Raw genomic sequence first — 15,316 nt, forward strand, 5'->3', positions numbered from 1 at the left:
GCCGGATGAGGATCCGGGAGATCCACGTCACGCCGGTCGCCTTCCGCGACCCGCCGCTGCTCAACGCCGCCGGCGTCCACGAACCCTGGGCGCTGCGCACGGTCGTCGAGGTCGTCACCGACGAGGGGCTGACCGGCCTCGGGGAGACCTACGGCGACCTCGACCACCTCGTACGGGTGCGGGCCGCGGCCGAGGCGCTGCGCGGTCACGACGTCTACGGCGACAACGCCATGTACGCCACGGTGGCCGGCCTCGTCGGCGCCGACGTGGTCACCGACCTGCACGGCCTGACCGGCACGTCCTCCCGGGCCAAGACCGTCGACCGGATCTTCTCCCCCTTCGAGGTCGCCTGCCTGGACATCCGCGGCAAGGCGGCGGGCCGGCCCGTCGTGGACCTGCTCGGCGGCCGGGTGCGCGACGCCGTGCCCTACAGCGCGTACCTCTTCTACAAGTGGGGCGGCCATCCCGGCGCGCCGGAGGACGGCTTCGGCGCCGCTCTGGACCCGGAGGGGGTGGTCGAGCAGGCCCGCCTCCTGATCGGCCGGTACGGCTTCGGCTCGATCAAACTCAAGGGCGGGGTGTTCCCGCCCGAGCAGGAGGTCGAGGCGATCCGGGCGCTGCGGGAGGCGTTCCCCGGGCATCCGCTGCGCCTCGACCCCAACGCCGTATGGAGCGTGGAGACCTCGATCCGGGTGGGGCGCGAACTCGACGGCCTGCTGGAATACCTGGAGGACCCCACCGAGGGCATCGAGGGCATGGCGCGGGTCGCCGCCGAGGTGCCGATGCCGCTCGCGACCAACATGTGCGTCGTCACCCCCGAGCACCTGCCTCCGGCGCTGCGCGCCGGTGCCATCGGGGTGCTGCTGACCGACCACCACTACTGGGGCGGCCTGGTGCGTTCGGCGCACATCGCCACGCTGTGCGCGACCTTCGGCATCGCGCTGTCCATGCACTCCAACTCGCATCTCGGCATCAGCCTGGCCGCCATGACGCATCTCGCCGCCGCCACCCCGGCGGTCACCCACGCCTGCGACACCCACACCCCCTGGCAGGACGGGCAGGACGTGGTCGCCCCGGGCGCGCTGCGGTTCGTGGACGGCGCGGTCCCGGTGCCGGACGGCCCGGGACTCGGGGTGGAACTCGACCGCGACGCCCTCGCAATCATGAACGAGCAGTATGAGAAGTGCGGGGTCCGCTCCCGTGACGACACGACGTACATGAGGTCCGTCGACCCGTCCTTCTCGGCCCGGAGGCCACGCTGGTGAACGTCATCTACGCCTACCCCTGGGACATCGTCGGCGACCCCGGGGCCGCCGCCCGCCTGGCGGGCCTCGGCGTCGACGCCGTCGCGCTCGCCGCGTCCTACCACACCACCCGCGCCGCGACCCCCCACCACCCGGCCCACCGGCTGGTCGACGCCCGGCACTCCGCCTGCTACGTGCCCGTACGCGAGGAGGCGTGGAAGGGCGCCCGCCTGGTGCCGGGCACGCCGTCGTGGATGGACTCGGCCGACCCGTTCGGGGAGGCCAGGGACGCCCTGCGCGCGGCGGGCCTGCCGGTGCGGGCGTGGACCGTGCTGACCCACAACACGCTGCTCGGCTCGGCCAACCCCGACCTGGTCGTCACCAACGCGTTCGGGGAGAGCTATCCGTACGCGCTGTGCCCGGCGGCGGCCGACGTGCGCGACTACTGCCGCACACTGGTCCGCGAGATCGTCGAGGCCGGCGACCCGGACGCGCTGATCCTGGAGGCGTGCGGCCCGCTCGGCTTCCGGCACGGCGGCCACCACGAGAAGACCGACGGCGCCGACTGGTCGCCCGCGCAGGTCGCCCTGCTGTCCCTGTGCTTCTGCGCGAACTGCGTCCTGCGGTACGAGGCGGCGGGGCTGGACGTGGCCGAGGTGCGGGCACGGGCGCGCGCGGGCGTGGACGGCCGGCCCGGCACGGTCGAGGAGGCGCTGGGCGACCTGGCGGACCCTCTGCGCGGGCTGCGCACCGGGCTCGCGGGAGAACTGCGCGCGCTGCTGCTGGCGGAGGCCAGGGCGGCACGGCCCGGCCTGGAGGTCGCCCTGCACGCCAGCGCCGACCCGTGGGCGACCGGCCCGTTCGCGACCGTCCCCGAGGGCGTGGACGCCGACCTGCTCGTCGGCAACTGCTGGAACTCCCCCGAGGCGGACGAGGCCGGGCTTCGGGCCCTCGGCCGGCTCGGGCCGCGGGTGGGGGCGTACGTGCTGGCCCTGCCGCCGCGCCCGGCCGACGGCGGGGCGCTGACATTCCTCGCCGAGGCGTACACCGCGGCCGGCGCCTCCGAGATCCACTGGTACCACGGCGGCCTCGCCTCCACGGCCCGCCTCGAGGCCATCGCCGAGGCGATCGGACAGCATCCGCGACGGGACGGGAGTGGCCCGACGGCCGAGGCTTCCTGATCTGTAGCTTCGGAAGACGCGACAACCTCCACGACAGTGCAAGGGCACCAACTCCTCGGTGAGGTGGTGCCCTTGCTGCCGGCCGGCGCGAAGCGGAAAGGGCGGCCTGCTCGACGGCGCGGGATGTTTGCTCAGCCGGGAGTTTTCTCTCCGGCCGTATCGGAAATCGTCCCCACGTTCCGGTCCCGCGGCGACCACCCCGGACCGGGATCGCTCGTGTCGGGTGACCGGAAGGTGGACGGCGTGGCGGAGACCACGGAGCGGCGGCAGCAGGCTGGACGCGCGACGGACGTGCCGAAGGCCGACGGCCTGCATGTGAGCGACGCCGAGGCACCCAGCTACGAGGTGCTCCGGCCCTATGGTCGTTCCGCAGGCGACGCCGGCAGGTTTCCGGTCTACAAAGATCTCGAAGAGCACCTGCTGACGACCCACGAGCATCCCGACCCGGTCGTCGCACACGTCATGGCCACCTGCGCCGGCTATGCCTATTCGGATGCCGAGACGGTTGCGATGATCATGGCCAGGCTGGGCCTCGAGGACAACCACTGCCGCACGATCTCGATGTCCGTCGACGGCATGCTCATCGACTCCACGGCCCATCTCGTGCGGAGCCGGAGCGGGCGGGTGGCGATCCTGGCCTACCGCGGCACCCCGCCGTTGAACGGCATCGACTGGCTGCTGAACCTCGAAGTCGAGCCGGAACAGATGAACTACGGGTACGGCGATCCCTGCTCCGCCGTCCACGCCGGCTTCTACCGGAACGTGCGGGCCAGCCGATACGAGGTGCTGGGGGCGCTGATGCGAGCCTGCCGCCCCGGCCCGGTCCGCGTGTCGCCGCACGACGGCTCGCAGGCCGACGGCGGTGACCGCGTGATGGACGGGGGACTCGATGCGCTGTACATCACCGGCCACAGCCTCGGCGGGGCGATGGCCGCGTTGATGGGCGTCATGCTCCGGCACGAGGACAAGTTCCGGGAGTTGACCGGCCGGCTGAAGGCGATCTACACCTTCGGCCAGCCCATGGTCGGCACACCGCAGTTCGCCGCCGCCGCGGAGCGGGACGACTTCCTGCGCGAGAAGGTGATCCGATACGTCTACGACAAAGATCCGGTGCCCCATCTCCCCCCGGCTTCTTCCGGTCGTTACCAGCATTTCGGGAAGGAGTACCGCTCTTCGGTGCAGCGCGATTCGAGCAGCCTGTTCGGGCTACTCGACCGCGGCGGCTGCGCCTACCATCCGCGTAGCGGCGACCCGAAGTATGCGCCGCTGCCCACGACGCAGATGCCCGGCCTCCTGGGGCTTGTACTCGCCAACTTGGCCTTCTTGGGGAACAAGTTCACGCTGACCCGCTCGCTGCCGATGGTGTACTCCTTCGAGGACCACCTGCCGCAGCACTACATCTCCGCCGTGACCCCGTCCGACGTACCGAACGAGTTCGGCGACTAGAGGTTCGCTCATGTCACGAGGGACAGCCAGCGGTCGTGGGCGCCGTCGAACGGACCGGTCCGTTCGGTCACCGCCTCCATCAGCCAGGCGGCCGACCGCTCCGCCTGGCGGATGATCTCCTGCGGGTACGCGTACCGCACCTGGTGCTCGGCGAACTCGTCCTCGTCGTCCAGCAGCACCCGGCCGTCGCGCATCCGCAGGACGTCGAGGTCGAGGTCGGCCATGGTGATCCGGCCGTCACGCCGCACCGGCACCGTGGTGATGTCGCAGTAGATCTCCGCCTTGTGCGGCGGGGCGTTGAACGACGCCGTCCACCACGAGTCGCGCGGGAACAGCATGACGGACGGGATCTCGAAGACCGTCTCGGGCTCGTGTCCCCGCTGGGCGACGGTCCTGGCGGGAAAGCCCGCCCAGACGCCGTGCTCGTCCTCGCCGAGCAGCCGGGCGAAGTGGTGCCAGTGCAGCGCTCCGCCGTACTTGCGGTAGACGATCCTCACCTCGGACACGGGCGGGACGTTACGCCACGCCCGTCTCCGAGTTCAACGGGATTACACCTCGACGACGACCGGGATGATCATCGGCCGGCGGCGGTAGGTGTCGCTCACCCAGCGCCCCACCGTACGGCGGATCGTGCGCCGGATCTGCATCTCGTCGGCGACGCCCGCCGCGGCGACCTCCTGCAGCGCGGACTCGATCTGCGGCACGACCGCGTCGAAGGCGTCGGGGTCGATGCCCGAGCCGCGGGCGGTGATCTCCGGCCCGCCGGTGAGCTTGCCGGTGGTGGAGTCCACGACGACGACGATGGAGATGAACCCCTCGTCGCCCAGGATGCGCCGGTCCTTGAGCGCCACGTCGGTGATGTCGCCCACGGAGGTGCCGTCCACGAACACGTACCCGCACGGGACCGCGCCGGCGATCCTCGCCCGGCCGTCGACCAGGTCCACGACCACGCCGTCCTCGGCGATCACGATGTTCTCGCGGGGAACGCCGGTCAGCTCGGCCAGCCGGGCGTGCGCCCGCAGGTGCCGCCACTCCCCGTGCACCGGCATGAAGTTCGACGGCTTGGTGAGGTTGAGCACGTACAGCAGCTCACCCGCCGCCGCGTGACCCGAGACGTGCACCCGCGCGTTGCCCTTGTGGACCACCCGGGCGCCCCAGCGGTTGAGGCCGTTGATGACCTTGCTGACCGCCGTCTCGTTGCCGGGCACCAGCGACGAGGCCAGCAGGACCGTGTCGCCCTCGGCGATCCTGATCGGGTGGTCGCGGTTGGCCATGCGCGACAGCGCCGCCATCGGCTCGCCCTGGGAGCCGGTGCAGATCAGCACCACGTCCTCCGGCGGCCACTCCTCGATCTCCCGTGAGTCCACGAGCAGGCCCGCCGGCACCTTCAGGTAGCCGAGCTCGCGCGCCACGCCCATGTTGCGGACCATCGACCTGCCGATGAGCGCGACCTTGCGGCCGTGCTTCTCGGCGGCGTCCATGATCTGCTGCACGCGGTGGATGTGCGAGGCGAAGCTGGCCACGATGATCCGCTTCGCGGCGGTGCGGAAGACGTCGTCGATGACCGGCGCGATGTCCCGCTCGCTGGTGACGAAGCCCGGCACCTCCGAGTTGGTGGAGTCGGACATCAGCAGGTCGACGCCCTCGGCCCCGAGCCGCGCGAACGCCCCGAGGTCGGTCAGCCGCCCGTCCAGCGGAAGCTGGTCCATCTTGAAGTCGCCCGTGTGCAGGACGAGGCCCGCGGGCGTCCTGACCGCCACCGCGAGCGCGTCGGGGATCGAGTGGTTGACCGCGACGAACTCGCACTCGAACGGCCCGAACGAGCGCCGCTCGCCCTCGATCACCTCGACCTTCACCGGCTGTATGCGGTGCTCGGCCAGCTTGCTCTCGATGAGCCCGAGCGTCAGCCGCGAGCCGACGATCGGGATGTCGCGCCGCTCCCGCAGCAGGTACGGCACCGCCCCGATGTGGTCCTCGTGGGCGTGCGTCAGCACGAGCGCCTCGATGTCGTCGAGACGCCCCCGGATGTAGTCGAAGTCCGGAAGGATGAGGTCGACGCCCGGCTGGTCCGGCTCGGGGAACAGCACCCCGCAGTCCACCACGAGCAGGCGGCCGTCGTACTCGAACACCGCCATGTTCCGGCCGATCTCGCCGAGTCCGCCCAGCGCGACGATGCGCAGGCCGTTCTCCGGCGGCGGGGGCGGCGGCCCGAGTTCGGGATGCGGATGACTCATGCCACCCCCTCAGCCCGGCGCCGTTCGGTCACGCCGCCACCCCCGGTTCTTCCGTTCTCTCTTTTCCTGGTCAAGTCGCTCATTCGGCTCCATCTGTTGATCTAATCCACAAGCTTGAGACCTCCTGTGATGAGGTCCTCCCGCAGCGCCGCGATCTGCTCCCGGGTGGCGTCCACCAGCGGAGGCCGGACGTGACCGCCGTCCTGGCCCAGCAGCGTCAGCGCCGCCTTCACCATGATCGCGCCCTGGGTCCGCGTCATGATCGCCGACACCACCGGCAGAAGCCGCCGATGGGTCTCCAGAGCGCCCGCCACGTCACCGGTGCGGTACATGTCGCACATGGCGACGAGGTCGGGGCCCACGACGTGGCCCACCACGCTGACGTAGCCGACCGCCCCCACCGACAGCCAGGGCAGGTTCAGCAGGTCGTCACCGGAGTAGAAGACGAGGTCGGTGCCCGCCATCACCTGCGAGCCGGCGAACAGGTCGCCCTTGGCGTCCTTCACCGCCGTGATGCGCGGGTGCTCGGCGAGCCGGAACAGGCTCTCCGTCGTGATGGGCGTGGCCGCACGCCCGGGAATGTCGTAGAGCATCACTGGAAGGCCGGTCGCGTCGGCGACGGCGGTGAAATGGCGGACGAGGCCCTCCTGCGGCGGCCTGCTGTAGTACGGAGTCACCACCAGCAGTCCGTGCGCCCCCGCGCGCTCGGCGGCCCGGGCCAGTTCGACGCTGTGCCGGGTGTCGTTGGTGCCCGCGCCCGCGACGATCGTGGCCCGGTCGCCCACGGCCTCGACCACCGCCCGGAGGATCCGGTCTTTCTCCTCGTCCGAGGTGGTGGGGGACTCACCGGTGGTGCCGCTCACGATCAGGCCGTCGTTGCGCTGATCGTCGACGAGATAGGCGGCGATCCGCTGGACGCCCTCGTAGTCGACGGCGCCGTCAGAGGTGAACGGTGTCACCATCGCGGTCAGTGCGCGGCCGAAGGGGGCGTCGGAGGTTCCAGTTGGCGATGCCATAGACCGAACGGTACCCGGATCCGCGCGGGTCATGGACGTCGCCACCCCGATATGTCCCGTCCCGTGACGCCTGCCGGGGACAGAGCCGAGACAGGGCCGGGGACGGAGAAAGAGGCCGCCGATATGTGCTCGGGGGTACACACATCGGCGACCTCTACCGGAGAATCGGCGTTCCTTACGCGGACGTTACACACCATCGCGCGGTTTTTTTCCCGGAGGCCGCGAACGGTGTGTCATACCCCCTACGACCAGGAACGTCGTGGTTCAGGGAGTTCAGGCTCCGAGCGTGCTCAGCGGGCCTCCCCCGTCAGCAGCTTGGTCCACAGGGGCTCGATCCTGGCGGAGACGAGACGCTCGGTCTCGTGGACCTTCACCTCGCCCTCCCGTTCGGTGCGGCGGACGAACAGCAACCCGCCCGCCTGGCACAGCTCGTAGATCGTGGGCCTGCACTCGCAGGTGTGACGACGCACCCGGACACGGTCGCTGCGGGGAGTCGGTACCAGCCATGTGATGCACTCGTGCCCGTCCCAGGCGGGACCCACATGGATGCCGTGATAAGGGGGCGGGAGCGGAATATCAACACCCGACCCCTTAGCGGCACAATCGCCCATTGGCGGACCTTTCACCAGGCAAAGTTGGGGTCACAGGACACATCCGTCACTCTGTGTCGCCCGGCGGATACGTCAAGATTTGGAGGACCCGTCACCCCCTCAGGGATGGATTGATGGCAAACTCTGATCCGGTCTACCTGCGAGTAGTCGAAGACATCCGCCGCCAGATCATCGACGGCACGCTCCCACCGGGCGCACCGATCCCCTCGCGGCACCAGATAACCCGGAAGTACAGCGTCGGAGAGACGGCCGCGCGCCACGCGCTGCGCGTGCTCGCCCAGGAGGGCCTCATCATCAGCCGGGTGGGCTCCGGGCACCGGGTGCGGGAGAAACCGATCCTGCTCCCGCTGCACCGCGGCCGTTCCCCCGAACCCCACACCGCCTTCGCCAGCGACATGCACGCGGGCGGGCGGCATCCGAGCTGGAGCTGGCGCAGCGAGCTCGCGGACGCCCCGCCCGACATCGTCCACCGGCTGCGCCTGGGCGAATCCGGCCCGGTGATGCGGACCCGCCACATCTTCCGCGGCGACGGCAGGCCCCTCCAGCTGCTCACCACGTACGAGCCGATCGAGCCGGGGCAGGGCCAGGGCGCGGAGGAGGGCACCTACGAACGCAGGAGCGCGGCCTTCCGCCTCGCGGCGAGCGGCACGCCGATCACCGAGATCAGCGAGGCCGTGCACGTCCGCGTGCCCCAGCCGACCGAGAGCGATCTGCTGGAGCTGCCCGCCGGCGTGCAGGTGCTCCAGATCGAGCGCACGTACTGGTCGGGAGACCGGCCGGTCGAGACCAGCGACGCCGTGGTGCCCGGTGATCGCTTCCGCCTGGTCTACGGCATTCCCAGCCCCCTCTGACTGTCGGTGCCCGCTGGTACAACCGATCCGGATCCCCCGTCCGGAGGTGCCGATGCGTGTCAAGGACCTGCCCCTGGCCGACCAGCCCCGTGAGAGGTTGCTGGCGTCCGGAGCGGCGGCGCTCGCCGACAGGGAGCTGCTCGCCCTGCTGCTCGGCTCGGGCAGCAGGGGCGTGAGCGCCGTGGAACTCGCCTCCCAGGTCATCGCCCACTGCGGCGACCTCGGCGAGCTGGCCCGCTCCGAGGCCCACCGGCTGCTCGCCGTACCGGGAGTGGGCCCGGCCAAGGCGGCCCGGGTGGCCGCCGCCTTCCACCTCGTACGGCGGGCCCAGGCGGAGCCGGAGCGGAGCAGGATCACCTGCTCGGCCGACATCGCCTCGGCCGCCGCTCCCCTGCTGCAGGGGCACCCGCGCGAGCGGCTCGTCGTGATCGTCTGCGACGGCCGCGGCGCGGTGCTGCGGCGCGCGGTGCTCAGCGAGGGCGGCAGCGACCACACACCGGCACCGGTCCGGGACATCGTCACCACCGTCCTCCTCTCCGGCGGGGTCGCCTTCGGCCTCGCCCACAACCACCCGAGCGGATCGCTCGATCCCAGCCCTGCAGACGTCGAGGTCACCGCCCGCCTCCACGAGGCCGCCGACACCGTCGGCCTCCGCTTCCTCGACCACGTGATCGTCACCGACACCGCCTGGCGCCGCGTGCCTCACGACGAGTAGCGCCGACGTCACTATAAGTCCATCCGTTACCACCGGTCCACAGCCCGTATCTGCCCAGGCTTTGAGATGTTGCATTTTGTATGGCGATGTCTGTTCCGGTCTATGGTTTGCCTGTGCTCGACCGAGACGGACCCGTACCTGTCTACAAGCAGATCGCCGACATCCTCCGCGACCGCATCGACAGCGGCGATCTGGCGCCGGGCAATCCGGTGCCGAGCGAAGCGGACCTCGAGGCCGAGTACGGAATAGCGAGGACGACCGCCCGCCGCGTGGCGCGCGAACTACGCGAGCAGGGCCTCGTCTACACCGTGCAGGGCGAAGGCACGTTCGTCGGCGACCAGAAGGCACCGCGCGTCCAGCGAAAGAAGCGCCTCTACCAGGAGATCGCCGAAGAGGTCGCCCAACGCATCCGGCAACAGGAGTTCAGGCCGAACCGCGCGATCCCGAGCGAGAAGGCGCTCATGAAGGACTACGGCGTGGCCAAGGCGACAGTACGCCTGGCCGTCGGACTCCTCCGGGACCAGGGCTACGTCTTCACCGTCCCGCATCGCGGGACCTACGTGTCCTCGCCGGAGAACTGGCCGCAGGACTGACCGCGCGTCACGCACACTGCTCCACTTCCGGCGCGCCGCGCCGAGATGCAGGGCCGGGCGACGAGAACACGACGCTGCGAGATCGCGGCTTCACCGTGCGTGATCGCCCTGGCATCTCTATTCTGTCGCGCATGCCACAAGTCGAGGAGCGCATCGACGTCATAGAACGCGACGTCACCGATTTCAAGAACCACGTCCGGCTGCAGAACGCCATGCTGACCAAGTGCGGTGAGCAGTTGAGCGACCTGCGCATGGGTCAGCATGAGCTACAGAAGGGGCAGGAGGAGCTCCGTGCCACCACGGCCGAGCTACGCGCCGGGCAGGAGGAGTTGCGTGCCATCACGGACGATCTCCGGACCGGTCAGGACGAGCTCCGCAAGGGACAGGAGGAACTGCGCGGCGACACTGCCGCGATCCGCGAGACGCTGGAGGATTTCCGCGGCCTGTTCGCCTTCGTCATGGACGAGATCCGGCTCCAGAAGGCGTGGCGGGAGGAGTTCTCCGACAAACTCGCCCGTGTGATCGCCAAGAGCGAGGGCGTCGACGCGTAAGCCGGCAACGTCGGGCGGCTCTCCGGGACCCTTCCGCGCTTCCTCGGGCATGGAAAGCCGCCTGACGCCCAGTTCCCGTACGCCGATCTGCGTACGCGCGAGGCCATCCGCGGGCGGATGCCGGAGCGGGACGCGCCTGCGAGGCTGCGGCCATGCGGAGACGAACGGCATGGCTGATGTTGATCGTCGCGGTTGTCGCCGCCTCGGTGCTCGTCTACCCGTACCTGGGTCTCGACATCGACGACAGCCGCCTCGACGTGGGCGACAGCCTGCGCTACTACGTCCTGGTGGGGCACATCGCGACCGCCGCCGTCGCGCTCGTGCTCGGCCCCCCGCAGTTCATGCCGCGGGTGCGGGCCCGCCGGCGGATCCACCGGACGATCGGCCGGGCCTATCTCCTCGCCGGGGTGCTGCCGTCCGCGGCGGCCACGATCCCGGTCGCGCTGTGGTCGGGCCGCGTCGTGACGCAGATCGGCCTCACCACCGCGGCCGTCCTGTGGCTGGTCACCGGCGGCCTCGCGTACCGGGCGGCCCGCCGGCGCGACTTCGTGAGCCATCGGAACTGGATGACGCGCAACTACGCGCTGACGTTCCTCGCGGTGACGTCGCGCGTCCTCGTTCCCCTGCTCCTGGTGACCCAGATCCCCTTCCGCGGGGCCGGGGCGGTGGGAGAACTCGCGACCTCGATGATCCCCGTCGGGCAGACCCTGGGCTGGATCGTCAACCTCGTCGTGGTCGAAGCCGTCATCAGGCGGCGTACTCCCGTACCCGAAGCTCGCCTGGACCATGTGGCACGGTGAGGTCCACCCCGACCTGGAATACACCGCCGTCTCGATAAGTTGCGTCACATATCGTCTGTCCTACAGATTATTTGTGACACAGAGAGGTCCCGGCGATGACGGACTACGGCCACGAGCCGGCCTTCGGCGCGTTCCTCACCCCGCAGAACCACGACCCGCAGGGGCCGGTCCGGCTGGCGCGGATCTCCGAGGCCGCCGGGCTGGATCTCGTGACGTTCCAGGACCACCCGTACCAGCCGGGGTTCCTGGACACCTGGACGTTGCTGTCCTGGGTGGCCGCGCGGACCGAGCGGATCACGGTCTCGGGCAACGTGCTCAACCTGCCGCTGCGGCCGCCGGCGGTGCTGGCCCGCGCCGCGGCGTCGCTCGACCTGCTCTCCGGCGGCCGGTTCGCACTCGGCATCGGCGCGGGCGGCTTCTGGGACGCGATCGAGTCGATGGGCGGCACCCGCCTGACACCCGCCGAGTCCGTGACCGCGCTGGAGGAGGGCATCGAGATCATCCGCGGCATCTGGGACGTGCGCGAGCGCCGCATCCTGCGCGTCGACGGCGAACACCACCGCGTCGCGGGGGCCAAGCGCGGCCCGGCGCCCGCACACGACATCCCGATCTGGGTCGGCGCCTACAAGCCGCGGATGCTGCGCCTGGTCGCGCGGAAGGCCGACGGATGGCTGCCCTCGCTCGCCTACCTCAAGGACGGCGACCTGCGGCGCGGCAACGAGATCATCGACGAGGCCGCCGAAGAGGCCGGGCGCGACCCGGCGCGGGTGCGCCGCCTGCTGAACATCGGCGGCGAGGTCACCGAGACCCGGCAGGGCTTCCTGCGGGGGCCGGTCGAGCAGTGGGTGGAGGAGCTGACCGCTCTGGCGCTGGAGGACGGCATCGGCACGTTCGTCCTCGGCTCCGACGACCCTCGGCTCATCCAGGTCTACGGCCAGGAGATCGCCCCCGCCGTACGGGACGGGGTGGCGCGCGAGCGAGCCGCCACCGGCACGGTCCCCGCGGCCGCCCGCCGCGGAGCCGCCGCGATCGCGCTGCGCCGCGACGGGATCGACTACGACAAGGTCCCGTCGAGCCTCGCGGCCGACGCCGTGGAGCCCGGCGACCGCGCCTACGAGTCGGTGCGGCACAACTACCTGCGCGCGGGGTCACCCGGCCTGGTGCTGCGTCCCCGGACGGCCGGCCAGATCGTCGAGGGGCTCGCGTACGCCAGGTCCCAGGACGTGCCGCTCGGCGTACGCTCCGGCGGGCACGGGATCAGCGGCCGTTCCACGAACGACGGCGGCATCGTCCTCGACCTCGGCGCGCTCGACACCGTCGAGGTCGTCGACCCGGCCACGCGCCGGGTGCGGCTGGGCGCGGGCGCCACCTGGGGCGAGGTGGCCGAGGCTCTGGTGCCGCACAGATGGGCGATCAGCTCGGGCGACTTCGGCGGCGTCGGCGTGGGCGGCCTCGCCACCACGGGTGGCATCGGCCTGCTCGGGCGCCGCTTCGGCCTGACCATCGACCACGTCGTCGCCGCGGAGGTCGTGACCGCCGACGGGCGGGTGCTGCACGCCTCGCGGGAGGAGAACCCCGACCTGTTCTGGGGCCTGCGCGGCGCCGGGGGCAACCTCGGCGTGGTCACCTGGGTCGAGATCGAGGCGATGGAGCTCGGCGACGTCGTCTTCTCCCAGATGACCCTGGACGCCCGCGACACGGTGGGGCTCCTCGAACGCTGGGGCGCGGCGATGGAGAAGGCGCCACGTGAGCTGACGAGCTTCCTCGTCCTCTCACCGGCGCGCCGCGGCCAGGACGCCGTCGCCCAGCTCATGACCGTCTACGCCGGCGCGGACACCACGGCCGCGGTGAGCGAACTCGAGCGGCTCGCCGAGGCCGGCCCGCTGCTGGGGCACCAGGGGTACCTGCTGCCCTACTCCGGGGTGGTTCAGCCGACCGAGAGGCACCACACGGGCGGTGGAGACCCCGCCGTACGCTCCGGCCTGGTCACCCACCTCGACGGTGGCGTGAGCCGCGCCTTCGAGCGGATCGCGAGCTCCCGGTCGTCCTACTTCATGCAGATACGCGCCACCGGTGGGGCCGCGCACGACCTGGCCCCCGACGCGACCGCATACCCGCACCGGCACCAGAACTTCCTGCTCACCGCCATGGGCGCCGCGCAGCCGGCCCTTGACGCGGCGTGGGACGCCGAGGTCGCGCCGTACACCGACGGCCTCTACCTGTCCTTCGACACCGACACCCGGCCCGAACGGCTGCTCGACGCGTTCGGCGAGGCCGGCCTCGCCCGGCTGCGGCAGGTCAAACGCGCCTACGACCCGGACAACGTGTTCCGCGCGAACTTCCCCGTCGAACCGGCGGATGACGTCAGATGAGGGCCATGGCCTTCTCGGCCAGGCCGGCCGGGGCGGTCTTCGGGCTGCCCGCGTCGAACGGGGGCCGCGGGTCGTACTCGATGGCGAGCTGCACGGACTGCGCCGTCTCCTCGTCGCGCATCGCGGCCAGCAGGGTGAGGGCCATGTCGATGCCCGACGAGACGCCGGCCGCCGTCACGATCTTCCCGTCGGTCACCACGCGCTCGCCGACCGGCTCGGCGCCGAACCCGGCGAGCTGGTCGAGCCACCCCCAGTGGGAGGTGGCCTTCCGGCCCGTCAGCAGTCCGGCCGCGCCCAGCAGGAACGAGCCGCTGCACACCGAGGTGGTCCACCGCGTCCGCTCGTGCGCCCGCGCGATCCAGCCCAGCAGCGCGGAGTCGGACAGCGCCTCGATCGTCCCGGGTCCTCCCGGCACGACGATCACGTCCGGCGCGGGCAGGTCGGCGTACGACGCGGTGGCCGCGAGGCTCAGGCTCCCCCGGTCGTCGAGCACCGGCCCCGGCGCGGCCGCGACGAACGTGACCGTGCAGCCGGGCGCGAAGGCCAGCACCGTGTACGGCCCGACGGCGTCGAGCGCGGTGAACCTCGGATAGAGGGGGATCGCGATGTTCATGATCTGCTGGTCTCCTTCGATCGGAACCGGCGGCGGTAGTCGCCGGGTGAGACGCGCCAGTGGCGGCGGAAGACGCGGTAGAGGGTCTCGGGAGCGCCGAGTCCCGTCTCCCTGGCGACCCTGTCCAGGGGGTGGGCGGTCGTCTCCAGCAGCCGCCGGGCCGCGTCGGCCCTGCTGCGTTCGACGTACCTGCCGGGTGAGACCCCGGTCTGCTCGGTGAAGACGCGGGAGAAGTGACGTTCGCTCATCCCCGCCCGCCGGGCGAGCGCGGGCACACTGAGGTCCTCGGCGGGGTGGGCGTCGATGAACGCCTGGATCTCGCGCAGCGGCTCGGCTCTTGGGACGGCGGCCCGCATGGGGGCGCTGAACTGGCTCTGCCCGCCCGGCCGGTGCAGTTAGACGACGAGCCCCCGGGCCACGTTCCGGGCGAGCCTGTGGCCGTGGTCGTCGGCGACGAGCGCGAGGGCGAGGTCGACTCCCGAGCTGACCCCGGCCGAGGTCCACACGTGCCCGTCGCGGATGTAGATCGGGTCGGCGTCCACCTCGACGTCCGGATAGCGGTCGGCCAGCTCGCCGGCCACCAGCCAGTGGGTGGTCGCGCGCCTGCCGCCCAGCAGCCCGGCCTCCGCGAGGAGGAAGCTCCCGTTGCAGACGGAGGCGACCCGGCGCGCCCCGGCGGCCAGCCGGGCGACGCCGCCGATCAGCTCCCGGTCGTCCAGATGCTCCGGCACCGACAGCCCGCCGACGACGAGCAGCGTGTCGATCGGGCCCGCGACCTCGCCGATCGCGGTCTCCGCGAGCGTCACGATCCCGTTCTGGGCCGGTACGGCCCCGGCGCGCACGGCCGTCACCTCGACGCGGTAACCCCCCTCGCGGGCGAGCAGGTTCGCGGTCGCGAAGACGTCCGCCGGCCCGGCCAGATCGAACATCTGGAAGCCGTCGAAGACCACTGTGACCACACGTCGGACCACACGCCGGACCGCTTGTCGCTGCATGCCTTCGATGCTTCCGGGCAGCGCGTCATGGCGTCAACGACACGGATGTTGCACATTACGCCATCGGGCCGGCCCGCTCCCGGCACCGGGCGCA

At 71.3% G+C, this 15,316-nt stretch carries 16 protein-coding genes; 9 read left to right on the plus strand and 7 right to left on the minus strand.

Going from position 1 to position 15,316, the window contains the following annotated elements:
* The first annotated feature begins 5 nt into the window (after window positions 1–5).
* The 3 genes from HHX33_RS13115 to HHX33_RS13125 all read left to right on the plus strand — a co-directional run bounded on the left by HHX33_RS13115 (window position 6) and on the right by HHX33_RS13125 (window position 3,871).
* Window positions 6–1,265: a glucarate dehydratase family protein gene (locus tag HHX33_RS13115; RefSeq protein WP_111699767.1), complete on the plus strand. Its 1,260-nt coding sequence runs from the start codon at window positions 6–8 to the stop codon at window positions 1,263–1,265.
* Entirely contained in the window at window positions 1,262–2,425 is a 1,164-nt protein-coding gene (locus tag HHX33_RS13120) for a hypothetical protein (RefSeq protein ID WP_182874818.1), read from the plus strand. Before HHX33_RS13115 ends, HHX33_RS13120 begins: the two co-directional genes overlap by 4 nt.
* Window positions 2,426–2,668: 243 nt before the next feature.
* On the plus strand, window positions 2,669–3,871 hold the full coding sequence (locus HHX33_RS13125; RefSeq protein ID WP_182874819.1) for a lipase family protein: 1,203 nt from the start codon (window positions 2,669–2,671) through the stop codon (window positions 3,869–3,871).
* Between the two features lie 8 nt (window positions 3,872–3,879).
* On the opposite strand, the gene HHX33_RS13130 is transcribed toward HHX33_RS13125, so the two are convergent.
* The 4 genes from HHX33_RS13130 to HHX33_RS35900 all read right to left on the minus strand — a co-directional run bounded on the left by HHX33_RS13130 (window position 3,880) and on the right by HHX33_RS35900 (window position 7,591).
* Entirely contained in the window at window positions 3,880–4,377 is a 498-nt protein-coding gene (locus HHX33_RS13130; protein ID WP_182874820.1) for a DUF402 domain-containing protein, read from the minus strand.
* 42 nt (window positions 4,378–4,419) lie between these two features.
* Window positions 4,420–6,105, minus strand: coding sequence for a ribonuclease J (locus HHX33_RS13135; protein WP_182874821.1), 1,686 nt, complete (start codon window positions 6,103–6,105; stop codon window positions 4,420–4,422).
* A gap of 101 nt (window positions 6,106–6,206) precedes the next feature.
* Complete coding sequence (gene dapA, locus HHX33_RS13140) at window positions 6,207–7,121, minus strand: 4-hydroxy-tetrahydrodipicolinate synthase (protein ID WP_182874822.1); 915 nt, start codon at window positions 7,119–7,121, stop codon at window positions 6,207–6,209.
* Window positions 7,122–7,411: 290 nt separating this feature from the next.
* Window positions 7,412–7,591 (minus strand): hypothetical protein, encoded by a 180-nt coding sequence (locus tag HHX33_RS35900; RefSeq protein WP_244302048.1) that lies wholly within the window; start codon window positions 7,589–7,591, stop codon window positions 7,412–7,414.
* 254 nt (window positions 7,592–7,845) lie between these two features.
* Here HHX33_RS35900 and HHX33_RS13150 point away from each other — a divergent pair, with 254 nt between their 5' ends.
* From HHX33_RS13150 to HHX33_RS13175, 6 genes are all read left to right on the plus strand, one after another.
* Entirely contained in the window at window positions 7,846–8,583 is a 738-nt protein-coding gene (locus HHX33_RS13150; RefSeq protein WP_150936867.1) for a GntR family transcriptional regulator, read from the plus strand.
* 52 nt (window positions 8,584–8,635) lie between these two features.
* Entirely contained in the window at window positions 8,636–9,298 is a 663-nt protein-coding gene (locus HHX33_RS13155) for a JAB domain-containing protein (RefSeq protein ID WP_182874823.1), read from the plus strand.
* A gap of 113 nt (window positions 9,299–9,411) precedes the next feature.
* The gene (locus HHX33_RS13160; protein ID WP_310741352.1) at window positions 9,412–9,891 is read left to right on the plus strand and encodes a GntR family transcriptional regulator; all 480 of its coding nucleotides are present in this window, start codon (window positions 9,412–9,414) and stop codon (window positions 9,889–9,891) included.
* Window positions 9,892–10,022: 131 nt separating this feature from the next.
* The gene (locus HHX33_RS13165; protein WP_182874825.1) at window positions 10,023–10,442 is read left to right on the plus strand and encodes a hypothetical protein; all 420 of its coding nucleotides are present in this window, start codon (window positions 10,023–10,025) and stop codon (window positions 10,440–10,442) included.
* Window positions 10,443–10,594: 152 nt separating this feature from the next.
* Window positions 10,595–11,242 carry a DUF2306 domain-containing protein gene (locus tag HHX33_RS13170; RefSeq protein WP_182874826.1) on the plus strand — a complete coding sequence of 216 codons (648 nt, stop codon included), beginning with the start codon at window positions 10,595–10,597 and terminating at the stop codon, window positions 11,240–11,242.
* A gap of 95 nt (window positions 11,243–11,337) precedes the next feature.
* Window positions 11,338–13,614: an LLM class flavin-dependent oxidoreductase gene (locus HHX33_RS13175; RefSeq protein WP_182874827.1), complete on the plus strand. Its 2,277-nt coding sequence runs from the start codon at window positions 11,338–11,340 to the stop codon at window positions 13,612–13,614.
* Here the strand turns inward: HHX33_RS13175 and HHX33_RS13180 are convergent.
* The 3 genes from HHX33_RS13180 to HHX33_RS35910 are packed head-to-tail and all read right to left on the minus strand — an operon-like array spanning window position 13,607 to window position 15,186.
* The gene (locus tag HHX33_RS13180) at window positions 13,607–14,227 is read right to left on the minus strand and encodes a DJ-1/PfpI family protein (protein ID WP_182874828.1); all 621 of its coding nucleotides are present in this window, start codon (window positions 14,225–14,227) and stop codon (window positions 13,607–13,609) included. The genes HHX33_RS13175 and HHX33_RS13180 overlap by 8 nt on opposite strands.
* Entirely contained in the window at window positions 14,224–14,583 is a 360-nt protein-coding gene (locus HHX33_RS35905) for a helix-turn-helix domain-containing protein (RefSeq protein ID WP_259402402.1), read from the minus strand. Before HHX33_RS35905 ends, HHX33_RS13180 begins: the two co-directional genes overlap by 4 nt.
* A 39-nt stretch (window positions 14,584–14,622) precedes the next feature.
* Window positions 14,623–15,186, minus strand: coding sequence for an AraC family transcriptional regulator (locus tag HHX33_RS35910; RefSeq protein ID WP_310741353.1), 564 nt, complete (start codon window positions 15,184–15,186; stop codon window positions 14,623–14,625).
* Window positions 15,187–15,316 lie beyond the last annotated feature (130 nt).

The sequence above is a fragment of the Microbispora sp. H10670 genome (assembly GCF_014161385.1).
Lineage (GTDB): Bacteria > Actinomycetota > Actinomycetes > Streptosporangiales > Streptosporangiaceae > Microbispora > Microbispora triticiradicis.